The sequence below is a fragment of the Brevibacillus sp. genome (assembly GCF_003521185.1).
GTDB classification, from domain to species: domain Bacteria; phylum Bacillota; class Bacilli; order Brevibacillales; family Brevibacillaceae; genus Brevibacillus; species Brevibacillus parabrevis.
The window spans coordinates 83,806-97,786 of sequence record NZ_DOTK01000078.1 but is presented as its reverse complement, the minus strand read 5'-3'; the positions used below and the strand labels follow the sequence as shown (position 1 = coordinate 97,786).

Genomic DNA, 13,981 nt, shown 5'->3' with positions numbered 1-13,981 from the left:
GGATTTGAACTGCCACGACCCGCCTCCACCTACATAAAAAAAGCCACCTGCAGAGGTGGCTTTTTTGCGTTGACAGCGAAGTCTCGTTATGCATGAACTGACTCAATTTTCAGTCATCACAGCGATACTGAAATGCGGGTCCTGTCTGTATAAAGTACCCGCTTCTAACTTGTCCGGCCCAGTTTTTCAGAGCGGATTTCCACTGGGGACTTTTAAAAAAATCATCTACCAATACAGAACCAGAAACAACCAAACGATGGGAGTAAATGGAGCGAGCTGACCAGCCCCTCCCCAAATGCCGCCTGCCGGAAACCCGTCCTCAATCACAAGTAGCAATGGTAAACCGTATTGATAAGCCATTGCAGGTTCAATTTGCAAAAAAGGCGAGTACGGTTCTCCCTGCTGTGTTGCCCTCGTTGGTCGTAGAAGGACAGAAGCCATTCCATAACTCGAGTTAATCATCGTACGGATGTTTTCCAGTGTAGTATTCGGATATTCATCCAGAAACCCAAGCGAAATGCCCAGACTGCCCAAGGCACTGCCACTACCACTACCAAAAGTCAATCCAAATACAAAATGGTATAATAAATGCGACTATTCGCAATTAAGACTTTCCCGACCAGACTTACAAATACATGAACGAAGCCAAACAAAAATGAACGAGCTAGAAAAAACAATAATATCCGCAACTCTCTCTTACGAACCAGTATGATCTTGTAAAGCTCGTCTAATCAACGAATCAGGAAACGTGTCTTATCTACTTCTAGGAAGGTTAGGCCGAGAGGAGGATCGAAAATGGGGATTACGGTGCAGGAGATGCTGCGGTTGGACGCGCTGCAAAGTTTACGTGTTATCGCCGGTTTCGATGGTTTGGACAGGATCATCAATCAGGTAAATGTTTTGGAAATGCCCATAACCGAAGTGGAGCATTTGGTTTTGGGAGGCGAGCTTGTGCTGACCACCTTTCACAGCTTGAAAGATGATCTGGAGGCGCAAGTGAATACGATTAAAAAGCTTGCTGAAAACGGGGCAGCAGCTCTGGGGATTCATCCGATGATTGCTGACAAGATCATGCAGAAGGCGATCGTGGAGGCAGCGAATATTTCCGGCCTTCCTGTCATTTTGTTGCCTCCTGCGATGCCTTATGCTACGGTTTTTTCTGCCGTGTTAGGGACGATCCTGAATCGGCAATCACAGTTGTTGAAACAATCGGAAGAGATTAACCGGGAGATGACCCGCGTCATACTGCATGGCGGCGATGTGAATGCGATTGCCAAGACGCTGACCGGATTAATCAAGCAGCCAGTCATGATTACCGACGATATGTTCGAAATTTTGGCTTTAGGGTCAAAAGAAGCGGAAGAACATTCGTTTTTAAAAAAGTGTTTGCTTATGACAGAAATGTCGGAGCGGATTCAGTTTGATAAAGCTGGAAACTGGACCCACGATTCTGCGCTGGAGATGGCGTTTCACTCCAGCTTGTTTGAGATAGAGGGGCGGTCTGTACGGCTGATCGTTATGCCTGCCGGAGTGATAAGCGATCCTCTGGGATACATTTTTACCTTAGAGATGGGGGCTTTCTTACAAGAGCTTGATTTCATTGCCATCTCGCACGCTTCTACTGCGGTCGCTCTGGAGATTGCCAAGCAGCGGGCGATTACCGAGGCGAAAAGACGCATGCGAAGCGACTTTTTGACGGAAATGTTCGAAGGGAAATATGTTAGAGAAGAGGATTTGTACGAGAGGGCGAGAGCGGTCGGACTTAACCTGGTGAAAAAACATATGGTGCTGGTCATGCGTTTTGACTTCAGCGATGGGCTTGAAAAAGAGATGGGGAAACTGGAAAGCCGCATTCACGCGGCGGTCCGGTCAACGATCAATCAGCATGCTCCCAAATGCAATTTTGTGGTAAAGGGGGATATGTTGGTCATTTTCATTCATTTTGACAGACAATTTGACAAGCAACATTCGCAACAGGAAGCGAAAAATCTTGCGGTCCTGTTAAAAGAGGCTATCGAAGCGGGAAGCGGCAAAGCCCGCGTATCTGCCGGAATCGGCGGTTTTTATCCGTCGCCGTTGAACTTGGACCAAAGCTACAGGGAAGCGCTGCAAGCCCTTGAGCTCGGCTGCAAAATGTTTGGGACGGGCAGTATTACAGCAGTGAATGAGCTGGGGGTATTCGGGATTCTGGGGGAACTATCCGGCAAGTTGTTAGACCAGTTTACAGCGGGGCTTCTCGATCAGCTCTATCAATATGATGCCAAAAATCAAACGGATCTGGTAAAGACGGTAGAAGCGTATCTGGATGAAAAGGAAATCTTTACAGATGTCGCAAAGCGGTTGTTCGTACATCCCAATACGGTCAAATACCGGATTGAAAAAGTGAAGGAGATTCTCGGGTTTGATCCTTTTAAAAAGCCTGAGGAAAGATTGAATTTCCATCTGGCGCTGAAGGCCAGGAAGCTATTGCCATAATAGAAGCGCGAAGCAGCTCGGTTTGTCTGTGATAGACAAAGATACAGGCTGTTTTTTGTTTGTTTTAAATATTAAGATTATTATTTTTGTGTGAAATAATGTGAACAGAAACAAGCAGTATGATTGAAAGCTATGCAGGATAGGGGGCTGTGGGCTGCATGATGGACACACAAGATTGGGAAAAACCAAAACCGATGAGGGGGCATTCGCATGGAGAAAAGAATTTTGTGGATCAATCCGGTCACTACTGATTTGTTCAACACCATTTTCAAGAGCGAGTTTGACAGGATCAAGCAGGCGGGGACGATTGTGGATGTGGTTTCCTTGACCCCGGGTCCTGGACCGACTCATCTGGAGTACAACTGCTACGAAGTGATGCTGATGCCGGAAATCCTCCGCGTGATTAAAAAAGCCGAAGAAGACGGCTACGATGCGGCAATTATCGGCTGCTTCTACGATCCTGTCTTGAGGGCGGCCCGAGAGATTTCGAAAAAAATGGTCGTCACGGCTCCGGCAGAAGCCAGCTTGCATATTGCGTCGACATTGGGCGAGAGTATCTCGATCATTGTCGGGCGGCGCAAGTGGATACCGGAGATGAGAGAGAACGTCCATAAATATGGCTTTGCCGACAAATTGGCTTCTTTCAAGTCACTCGATATGGGCGTGCACGATTTTCAGAAAGATCATCAGGTGACGATGCAGCGGATGCGTGAGGCGGCGCGAGAGGCTGTCGAGAAGGATGGAGCCAATGTGCTTGTGCTGGGATGCACGATTGAATTTGGCTTTTATCGGGAAATTCAGGAGGAGCTGGGGGTTCCGGTTATTGACGCAAGCCTTGCACCTTTTAAATACGCCGAATTTTTGATAGAGCTCAACCAAAAATTCGGTTGGAGCCACAGCAAGCTGGATGGCTACCAGTCGCCGCCTGATGAAGAAGTGGCCTGCTGGAAGCTGTTTTAAAAACAAAGTTAGCGGCTGTGAGAAGAGATAAGGGGGGCCATTTATGAGAGCAGAAAGCGGAGTGGAGGTACTGCAAAAGCGATCAGTACCCGTTGGGGCGCTGTTTGAAAACATGCCGGTTACCAGTCAGCATTGGCAAGCGGGATTGGTGCTTTTTTTCTCCTTTGTGATTGAATCGTGGGAAATGATGATTGTCATTCTGGCAAGCGCTTCAATTGGCGGCGAGTTTCAACTGGACGGCACTCAAATCGGATCGCTTATCGGCTCCATTTATCTCGGGATGATCCCGGGATGCCTGCTATGGGGAAAGCTCGTTGATAAAATCGGCCGCAAGCAATCAATGATTATCAGTTTTGGCCTCTATGGAATCATTTCGCTTATTAGTGCATTCTCACTCACCTACGAAATGCTGTGGTGGACCCGCTTCTTGTCCGGTGTGGCGCTCTCTGGGGTTTTGGTGGCAACGTTCCCCTACTTCGAGGAGCTGCTCCCCATGAAGGTGCGTGGGAAGGCTGCGGTGTATCTGGCTTCTGGATGGCCAGTAGGCTATTTGCTTGCCATTGGCACGACCTACCTCTTTATGGAGCTGGGCTGGCGCTGGATTATTGGCGTCAGTTCGCTTGCCGGTTTGTGGTTTCTGGCAATCGCTGCGTTTGTACCTGAGTCGCCGTACTGGTTGGCCGGAAAAGGGCGCCATTCGGAGGCGAAGGAGGTTATTGACAAACTTTCCAAAGGCACGATGCAAAAAGAGATCAACAGCGTCGAGCTTGCTGTGGAGAATGTGAAAACAGGTTCTTTCCTGGAGATTTTTAGCGGGCAATTCCGGCGTTCGACAATTTTGCAGCTCGTCATCAACTTTAGTTTTTCCTGGGGATATTGGGGACTGTCCTCCTGGATGCCGGCACTTTTGGCGAAAAAAGGATTGAGTGCGCCGGAAGGAATGGGCTTTATGGCTATATCCGCCCTCTTCATGTTTCCCGGTTACATGGTTTCCTCGTATTTGACGGGCAAATATGGGCGCAAAAAAGTAATGGCGCTGTTCGTCTTTTTTGCAGCGATCAGCGGGTTTGGATTTGCCAACGCAAATACTTTGCAGGAAATGTACATCTGGAATTTTGCCCTTTCGTTCTTCAGCTTGGGGGCGTGGGGAGTATGGGATACATGGATGGCTGAGCTGTATCCGACAGAGGTCCGCGGTGTCAGCTATTCTGTAGGGATGACCGGCCAGCGTGTAGCCAACGCGATTGCACCAAGTGTAATCGGAGCCATGCTGGCGATCAACAGCAGCTTTTTGACTACGGTTTCCTTTATCTCCGCTTTTCTTGTCGTTACATTTGTGGCTTCGCTTTTCCTGAAGGAAACGGAAGGCGAGATTTTGCATTAATGCTGTAACATTCCATTACTCCTAGAAGGGTGGTTCCTATGCGTGTAGCTACAGATATTGGAGGAACGTTTACTGACCTGGTGTACCTAGATGAGCACGGTAAAATCGGTACCGCTAAAAGCGATACAACACCGCCCCATTTTGAGCAAGGGGTTATCCAAGTGATTCAAAAGGCTGGGATTGATCCTTTGGAAATCGCGACCTTTATCCACGGAACGACGGTAATTATCAACGCATTGACGGAGCGCAAGGGAGTAAAGACCGGGTTAATCACGACAAAAGGGTTCCGCGATGTGTTGGAAATTGCCCGAGGCAACCGTCCCGATTTGTTCAATGTTCGTTATCAGAAGCCGACTCCGTTTGTTGCGCGCTTTCTGAGGAAGGAGGTCAGCGAGCGGATCAACTATAAGGGGGAAGTCATGGCCGAATTGGCGGTGGAAGAGGTGAAGGCCACTGTCGAGCAACTGCGAGCGGAGGGAGTCGAGGCTATTGCGGTCTCATTCCTGCATGCCTACGCCAACCCCATTCATGAAAAGCTGGCGGTGGAAGCGATCAGGGAAATTTGGCCGGAGGTAGCCGTGACGGCTTCGCATGAGGTGACCAAGGAATGGCGCGAGTACGAGCGGACCAGTACGGCAGTGCTGAACTCTTATGTCAAGCCGATTGCCAAGTCCTACATCGACAAGTTGAGTAACCATCTTCACGACATCGGGCTTGACGGCAACAAATATATCATGCAGTCCAACTCTGGCACGACTACTTTTGAGCAGTCAAAAGAAACGCCGATCAACATGGTCGAGTCGGGGCCAGTAGCCGGGATTTTTGGCTCAGCCATCTTAGGGCAAATTCTTGGGGAAGAAAACATCATTGCTTTTGATATCGGAGGGACGACGGCCAAATGCTCCCTGATTGACAAAGGGGAAGTAAAGGTTACGACCGAATACCGGATTGAGAAAGATGAACGAAATGCCGGATATCCGATTAAAGTACCAGTGGTTGATATCGTGGAGATCGGGAATGGCGGAGGTTCTATTGCCTGGATCGACGGTGCCGGCTCATTAAAGGTGGGGCCACAGTCGGCCGGGGCGTTGCCAGGGCCGGTCGCCTATGGGCGTGGCGGTGAAAGTCCGACTACAACCGATGCCAATTTGGTTACAGGGCGGTTATCGCCTGCCAATTTTCAAAACGAGGTAAATATGGAAGCGGTCAAGCAAGCGATCGACGAAAAGATCGCAAAGCACTTCGGCATCTCCGTGGAAGAGGCGGCACTGGGAATTATCCGCATTGCCAACTCCAACATGCTGAATGCGCTGAAGCTCATTTCCATTCGCAAGGGTTACGACCCGCGGGAGTTTTCCCTGGTTGCATTCGGAGGGGGAGGACCGATGCATGCGCTGGCATTGGCCAAGGAATTGGGTGTGAAAAAAGTCATCATCCCGATTGCGGCTTCGGTCTTCTCCGCATGGGGCATGCTGATGACTGACTTGCGGCACGACTACATCCAGACGTATATTCGCCGAATGAACGGACTGAATCAGGAAGAACTGAATCGCGAATGGAGCCAACTGGAAAAAGAAGCGACCGACCAATACGAGCGCGAAGGAATTGCAGCGGATCAAGTACTGTTCGTACGCTATGCGGACATCCGTTACGTCGGACAGGAGCATGCTGTCAAGGTTCCCGTGCCAAATGGACTGATGGATGCAAAAGCGATTGAGGAAGTGATTTATCGCTTCCATGACCTGCACGAGCAGCATTACACGTTCAAACTGGAGCATGCACCGACGGAGATTGTAAACCTCCATCTAACGGCGTTCGGCACGGTGCAAAAACCACGGATAGCCAGTCTGGGAAGACAAGGGGACAATAGCGAGGAAGCGCGCAAAGAAGTGCGTCCGGTTCTGTTCGAAGAGTATGGATGGATTGACACGACAGTCTACGACCGCGAGCTGCTGAATGCCGGAAGCGCGGTGAAGGGTCCGGCAATTGTCGAGGAACCTTCTTCTTCAACGGTCATTTATCCTGGACAGCATCTCATTGTTGATGAATATGGCAATCTAATCATTACTACGGGGGTGTAGTCAGATGAGTGAGACAACGTTGAAACATGACCAGTTTACGCTTGAGATTGTGAAAGATTCCCTGATCGCCATTGGGGAAGAAATGTTTCATACATTGGCGCGCACGTCGATGAGTCCGATTATTTACGAGGTGCTCGACTTCGCCAGCGGCTTGACAGATGCAAAAGGTCAACTTCTGACGCAAGGCAACGGTGTGACCGGATTTATCGGGATGCTGACCTTTATGGTGAAGGAAACTTTGAAAAAGTTTTCCGAGCATGGGGAGCTAAAGCCGGGGGATATCATCATCATAAATGATCCTTACGGTGGAGGAGGTTCCCACTTGTCTGATGTAGGTCTTGTGCTGCCAATCTTTTACGAGGGCGAGCTGATTGCCTTTTCGGCCAACAAAGCCCACTGGACCGAAGTAGGCGGAAAAGACCCGGGTTCCTGGACGACCGACTCCACGGAGATTTTTCAGGAAGGTTTGCAATTTCCTTGCGTCAAACTATTTGAAGCAGGCAAGCTGAATCAGCCGTTGGTTGATATCATTGCAGCAAATGTCCGCTTTCCCGATCTCTCGCTTGGTGATATGTGGGCGCAGGTAGCAGCATTGCGAACAGGAGAGAAGCGCTTTCGCGAATTGTGCGATAAGCATGGAAAAGCGGTAGTGAAGGATGCCATTGACCATTTGTTAAGACATGGCGAACAGTTGGCGGTAAAAGAAATTGCCAAGCTGCCTAAGGGCACGTATGAAGCCGTAGATTTTATTGATGATGACGGAGTTGGAAACGGTCCATTCAAGGTACAGGTGAAGGTCACGATTACCGATGACGAGTTTATTTGCGATTTCCGCGGTAGTCATCCGCAAGTGCTGGGTCCAGTCAATTGCTCCTATACCGCCTTGGTTTCCGCCGTTCGCGTCATTTTTCTTGCGGTGACCAACCCGTCTCAGGATGTAAACGATGGCGTTTTCCGCCCGCTCCACATTCTTATCGATGACCGTTCCATTTTCTCAGCGGAACGCCCGGCAGCCGTATCAACCTACTGGGAAACCATGATGTATGGAGCGGATCTCGTCTGGAAGGCACTGGCACCGGTCGTTCCCCATCGGTTGAATGCGGGGCATCTGCTTTCGGTGTGCGGGGTGGTGCTATCCGGCATCCATCCGGATACGAACGAACCGTTCCTTGTGGTTGAGCCTTCAGTCGGAGGATGGGGCGCAGGAGACGGACTGGACGGGATGGCCGGACAGTTTTGCATCGGCGATGGGGAAACGTACAACGTGCCGGTCGAAGTAGCCGAGACACGTTATGGCATCATGGTTGAGGAGTACAGCCTGCGTACGGATGGGGCTGGTGCCGGTAAATATCGCGGCGGTTCAGGAGCTATCCGCTCGTACCGCGCGATGTCTGATGGTCAGACGATCACGGCAACCTTTGGCCGTCACAAATATTTGCCATGGGGCTTTAACGGGGGGCATGACGGCTCCCGCAATGAATTTGAGATCGTCAAAGCCAATGGCGAAGTGGTTGGTCCATTTGGCAAATATGCACGCTTTCCGCTTAATAAAGGAGATGTCGTGCGCCTTGTTACCGCAACAGGCGGAGGATACGGCAATCCGCTGGAACGTCCGATAGAGAAGGTCGTCCTGGATGCCAAAAATGGCTATATTTCCGTAGAACAAGCAAGAGACTTGTACGGAGTAGAGCTGGACAAGGCAACGTATCGTGTAGAAGGGGTGACACCGCTGCGTCAGTCTTTTGAACAGGGGGAACAGCAATGCTCATTGTAAATGCCAATGCGATTCAGCCGGAAGATCGCCCAGGTGTAACCCTGAAAATATTGTTTACCGAAGAGCAGGTAGAGAACGGAAAAGCTACTTTCGGTGTCGTCGTCGTTCCGCCTGGTGCGCGTATTCCTTTAAGCGGTTCGGGGAGTCATGCGCAGGACGAGTATTCAATCGTCGTAAAAGGAACGATTCTTGCCGGTACGGAAGAAGGTGAATATCGGATGTCAGCAAATGATGCGTCTCTTATTCCTGCTGGCGAGGCCCACTGGGCATACAACGACGGGAGCGAAGATTGCGAAATCGTCTGGGTGCTTGTAAAACGATAGTGGCATGGATACGGAGAGGATGCTAGACTTGGTTATCTCAATGTCGCAGTGAATGGAGCATAGGTTTGTGTGACTGGATGAGTGCCCTCTTTTCATAAAAGGGGGCTAATCTTATCTCATTCGAACAAGTCTAGATCGCTAGTATGTTGATACAGCCATTCGCCTTGCCTTCAACGAGACTACGTTGCTGCATAAACACATTTTCGATTCCGATCTTTGGAGCGATCTGTTATCCTTCGTGAGTCGATTTATCCAATTTCAATTTGCTAAAGTGCCATATAATGTAGACCGTCCACAGGGCGGTTTGTTTGTTTTATACTGATAAATAAATTTGAATGGAACGCAACAATACCCCTTTTTCAGCATGAATAATCTCCTCCTTAATGTCGCGACAAATTGTCCTTACATTAAGAAGGGACTTCGGTAGAAAGATTCGAGGATTTCACAGGAGGAAACGGCATGAAGACAATCACGATCCACCAGCCTTGGGCAACATTGATCGCTCTTGGCGAGAAACGCTTTGAAACCCGGGGGTGGGCCACGAAATACCGCGGCCCTCTCGCGATTCACGCGGCCAAAAAGGTGGACAAGGAGGCGTGCTACAGGGAGCCAATACGGTCGGTCCTTTCCAAACATGGCTACTCGGCAGATAATTTGCCGACAGGCGCGGTGGTTGCGACCGCAAAGCTTGAAGATTGCCTGCAAATCAGTATCGATCCTGGAACAGGCGAAGTTGCCGCCTGGCGTGACGCAGATGATGCGGCGATACCGATAGAAGGCAATGAACTCAGCTTCGGTTGGTTTGCTCGCGGAAGGTTTGCCTGGCAGATGGTTGACGTAAAGCCGATCGCTCCGGTGCCGGTGAACGGACGGCAAGGATTGTGGAATTGGGATTGTGACAAATACCATAACGAGAAAACGGATAATGAATGATTGTCCTAAAATGACGAGCGAAGCAGATGGGGAGACTAGCGCACAGGCAGCAGGAGCGTGACTTCCTCGACAAATGAGAGTTCATCCGAAACACCGAGAAACTGACAAATAAATGAGTTCGGCCAGTCATTATATATGCCGTTCCTCGCCTTGCCTGTCCTACATAAATTGTACAAGGGGGTGGAGGGATGAGCACAAACAAGTGGAGGACTCACCGCAGATTTTCGCGCAGATTCGGCACAGTCTGGTCCGTCTGGCGATCTGTGAACGGCAAAATTCAACGAGGATACTTCAAATTTCCTTGCAAGAAAAACGCGAAGTGGGGCAATGTGATTGCAAACGAGCTGATTGCTTATCATCTAGCCAAGCTCCTGGAGCTAAACGTAGCGACTGTAGAACTAACGGTTGTTGAGGGAAAGCAAGGGATCGTCTCCATTGCTAAGCCGATGGCCGCCCATTTCAACTGGTTCCAGCTAACCAAAAAAACAGGCGGTTCGCCCGTTAAACATTTGCACAATCCCGAACAACTGTTACTTACATTTGTTTTTGATATATGGATTTGCAACATTGATCGGCACGGGGGAAATCTGATTGTTTTCCCCAAAGGGAAGCACTATGATTTTTATTTGATCGACCACGGCAGCGCGGTTTTAGGGGGAGTTACGTGGAGAAAAATCCATTGGAGCGCGGATTACTGGCTGAATGTAAGCAAATACAATTTCCACTATCCAAGAGGCTTGCGCGCCTATATTCGCACCTTTCGCCAGCTTTTGCCGCATGTGGATAAAATTGAGAAAATCCCTGAACACATGATACGAGACATTGTGGAGACAGTACCGGAAAACGTATTGCCAAAACTCGAAAAAGAAATGGTAGTAGAAATGCTGCTCTACCGTCAAAAGAAATTACGCGAGATGGTCGTGGCTTGGTGCATGCGGCATAAGAAAGCGATTGCGGAGTAAGCAACTCGGCAAGAATGGGGTGGCGCGAGGGAGTTTACCAAGCAGGAGACGTGCCCCATTTTACCGCTTTTGTTGGGACGGAAACGATTTGCAGGGAACGAAGGCGAAACCGACGAAAGCAAGGAGTAGGACCATTTGTGTCGAGGAAATCAGAAATGTAGCCAATACATCCGTGCACTTCGCCGCATGTACAGGCTCTTTCGAATGGGCGGCAATGCGGTACTCGCGGCGGGCAGCTTGCAGCGCATTTTGGCGATTGCACCGGAGTCGGAGACGGATGGCCGCGAGCTCATCAAATTGCATCTGGAAGCGGGCAACCGCAATGAGGCGCTGCGCGTTTATTGGCAGTTGGAGCGGGTCATTCGCGATGAGCTGGGGGTCGCGATGGAAGAGGAGACGGTAAGATTGTATCAACAAATGAGACACCAGGGATGAGCGGACGATGAGAAAAACGATTGCAGCGGCGCTGGTCACGCTGGTCATATTGGCCGCAACATACGGCATGTTTCTCGTTTGGTTCTCGCTGGACGGGAAGCAGACGCCAAGGGTGGAGAACGGGCTGCTGGATTTGACCGCATGGCGGTTTGCAGACAAAGGCATCGTTCCGTTGGACGGAGAATGGGAGTTTTACCCGGACAAGCTCCTCTTCCATGAAGATTTCACATCCTCCCCCGCGAATGAAAACAATCGTTTGCCGGGGCGGATCGAAGTGCCGGGCTCGTGGTCGGATCAGATGAATACTTTGGGCATGGCAACATACCGTCTGCGGATCAAAGTCGGCGATACGGCAGCGGTTTACGGTTTGAAAACATCGGCAATCTGATCGACAACGCGGTCAAGCATACGAGGGCGGCAGTATTGCCGTAACGGCAGCGGCGACAGACGGACGGCATGATTGAAATTTCGGTTCAGGACACAGGCACAGGAATCGAAGCGCAAAACATTCCCTATCTGTTCGATGCGCCGCTGGAGCCTTTTGGCTATAATGTCATTGCCGTCAAAAACGGTTATGAGGCGCTGGAACAAATCAGCCAGCGGCATAAGATAGATCTTGTCATTCTCGACCTGATGATGCCGGGCATGTCGGGGTACGAAGTGTGCCAGGAGATTCGCAAAACGTACACGCTGCTGGAGCTTCCCGTGCTGATGGTGACGGCTGCGATTCAACCTCAAGACAAGGTAGCGGCGTTCGAGGCGGGGGCGAACGACTTCCTGCCGAAGCCATTCGAACTGGCGGAGCTGAAGGCAAGAATCGGCAGCCTGCTGGCGATGAAGGAGTCGCTCGCCAAGGCGGTCGATCTGGAGGTTGCGTTTTTGCAATCGCAAATCAAGCCGCATTTTTTGTACAACGTCTTGAATAGTATTGTTGCGCTGAGTTATACGGATGTTCTGCCGCATACAGCGATGAAGCAGGCGGATGGCGTGGAGGCGATCGCGGACAGGTAGATTAAGATAGAAAAATAGACCCAAGCTTGGGGAGCAATTGGTGGATAATCCGATTCAACAGTGAATGCGGATTATCCACTTTTTTTGCACTGTCTTTCATACGAGCGATAACATGTGGTTTCATCGAATGGATTTCCGTTCCGAGGTAAGGAAATCACTTAAAAAGCACTCTCTTTCTTGCGATTGATGGCAAGTTCAGTTCAGGGGCGCTGCATAAAAGTCTGCCTGTCAGTTGTTTTGCATCAGAAAACAGAAACTCGGATTTGTGCTTGGAATAATCATGCAGCTCATCTCGTGTTAACAAGGGCAGCCCGCAGGAATCTATGGTTAAAAGCGGACTTGACCTGAACGCTCACTCCGTCTCCACTATCTATTTGGGACATGAAAATAATGTCAAATGTAGTTATTCCGTTAGCATTTGTTGGAGGAAGAGGAACGTTTGATTGAGTAGACGTCCGGATCACTCCGGCAATGGCATAGCTTTCAGGCGTAGCCGAGTTATTGCGTAACACATGAATATCGATCACAAACGCATAATTTGGGAGAGGATTGGAATTTGGATCAAGTGCAGTGACAGTTACAGTACTTCCACCGATTCCGGTAAGAGGGGAGGCAATACTTGCTGTTAATACTGGTCCGCTATTCTCGCTTTATTCCTCTATCTATCTTGGTTTTATAGCGAGCCTACACCGTGCGGGCGACTTTCATCGCACACGGCGTTTCATCAACGGATCAGAAAGAAAATGAACAACGGGCAATATTATCGTACAACTCATATGTCTGAATTTACATTGTTTATGTTCGACAAACCAGACAATTTGTTAACGAGGGAGAGAACAGCATTGCATGAAGATGCGCACACTAAGGAAAAATAAAGGGGGCATTGCCGCGTGCGCTAAGACGCGACATTCATTTTCGGGGATGGCTCAGTTGGCTTGTTCATCTTCTCAGATGTTTTGCGTTTGCCGAAGCTGTGTTGAGTTGGCGTTTGCCAATGGCTGAAGTTTACACAAAGACGAACAGGAGCGATTTTCATGAGTGATCTGAGCGTTACAGGCGCTAACTTCTTGAGGTGCGCGAGTTTTTAGGTTATGGCGCATTTGCTATATGGGAAGCAAATGACGAAAGAGCAAACGTATAGCGAGTCATAAGTCACAGCCGAAGGGAGAGCGTGTATTTGTCGATTTCCCTATGTTGGGGAGACCCACAATCCCGCAAGATGCACCTATCTCCTTGTCAGCATCCTAACATCCGTTCAAGTATATAGATTGGGTAGCAAGTATACAATTTTCCCGAGGATTTGAGCTAGCGGACATAGATAGCTTCGGCATTAACGCGACGAGGCTTTTTAGCATGTGTTCAGGGGACAAATTCTCCCCACGCACTGACTTTCAGACTTATGCAGAAAAAAAGCTCCTGTTGACAGGACACTAAATGGTGTCTTATTATTAAAACAGACACTAAAAGGTGTCCAATAAGAAAAAACCATTTGCAAAGCTCACAACCTGAATAAGCCTCATTGGAAATATGGATGAGAGGGGAGACAGATGGACCAGCTGATCAGTGCCAGAACAATCGCGAGTGTAGAAATTCAGCCCTGGGGAAAAATAACTGCTTATTGGTCAGCGACATTCTTACTCGCA

General features: G+C 49.5%; 11 protein-coding genes. All 11 read left to right on the top strand.

Translation table 11 applies throughout. From position 1 onward, the window contains the following. Positions 1-795 precede the first annotated feature (795 nt). The 11 genes from DEP07_RS23120 to DEP07_RS23070 all read left to right on the top strand — a co-directional run bounded on the left by DEP07_RS23120 (position 796) and on the right by DEP07_RS23070 (position 12,338). Positions 796-2,475: a PucR family transcriptional regulator gene (locus DEP07_RS23120; protein WP_287103073.1), complete on the top strand. Its 1,680-nt coding sequence runs from the start codon at positions 796-798 to the stop codon at positions 2,473-2,475. A 210-nt stretch (positions 2,476-2,685) separates the two neighbouring features. Then, complete coding sequence (locus tag DEP07_RS23115) at positions 2,686-3,435, top strand: aspartate/glutamate racemase family protein (protein ID WP_287103071.1); 750 nt, start codon at positions 2,686-2,688, stop codon at positions 3,433-3,435. Positions 3,436-3,478: 43 nt separating this feature from the next. Beyond that, complete coding sequence (locus DEP07_RS23110; protein ID WP_122963696.1) at positions 3,479-4,819, top strand: MFS transporter; 1,341 nt, start codon at positions 3,479-3,481, stop codon at positions 4,817-4,819. 38 nt (positions 4,820-4,857) lie between these two features. Next, positions 4,858-6,900 carry a hydantoinase/oxoprolinase family protein gene (locus DEP07_RS23105; protein WP_280649105.1) on the top strand — a complete coding sequence of 681 codons (2,043 nt, stop codon included), beginning with the start codon at positions 4,858-4,860 and terminating at the stop codon, positions 6,898-6,900. 4 nt (positions 6,901-6,904) lie between these two features. After that, positions 6,905-8,674, top strand: coding sequence for a hydantoinase B/oxoprolinase family protein (locus DEP07_RS23100; RefSeq protein WP_281869386.1), 1,770 nt, complete (start codon positions 6,905-6,907; stop codon positions 8,672-8,674). Further along, complete coding sequence (locus DEP07_RS23095) at positions 8,662-8,997, top strand: cupin domain-containing protein (protein WP_173599421.1); 336 nt, start codon at positions 8,662-8,664, stop codon at positions 8,995-8,997. The genes DEP07_RS23100 and DEP07_RS23095 overlap by 13 nt, the downstream gene beginning before the upstream one ends. 459 nt (positions 8,998-9,456) lie before the next feature. Next, positions 9,457-9,930 carry an ASCH domain-containing protein gene (locus DEP07_RS23090; protein ID WP_173597696.1) on the top strand — a complete coding sequence of 158 codons (474 nt, stop codon included), beginning with the start codon at positions 9,457-9,459 and terminating at the stop codon, positions 9,928-9,930. A gap of 188 nt (positions 9,931-10,118) precedes the next feature. Continuing rightward, complete coding sequence (locus DEP07_RS23085) at positions 10,119-10,892, top strand: HipA family kinase (RefSeq protein WP_122963701.1); 774 nt, start codon at positions 10,119-10,121, stop codon at positions 10,890-10,892. Positions 10,893-11,027: 135 nt separating this feature from the next. After that, the gene (locus tag DEP07_RS23080) at positions 11,028-11,327 is read left to right on the top strand and encodes a bacterial transcriptional activator domain-containing protein (RefSeq protein ID WP_256436909.1); all 300 of its coding nucleotides are present in this window, start codon (positions 11,028-11,030) and stop codon (positions 11,325-11,327) included. 7 nt (positions 11,328-11,334) lie between these two features. Next, on the top strand, positions 11,335-11,715 hold the full coding sequence (locus DEP07_RS23075; RefSeq protein ID WP_173597694.1) for a hypothetical protein: 381 nt from the start codon (positions 11,335-11,337) through the stop codon (positions 11,713-11,715). Positions 11,716-11,783: 68 nt separating this feature from the next. Continuing rightward, positions 11,784-12,338: a response regulator gene (locus DEP07_RS23070; RefSeq protein ID WP_287103069.1), complete on the top strand. Its 555-nt coding sequence runs from the start codon at positions 11,784-11,786 to the stop codon at positions 12,336-12,338. Positions 12,339-13,981: the final 1,643 nt, after the last annotated feature.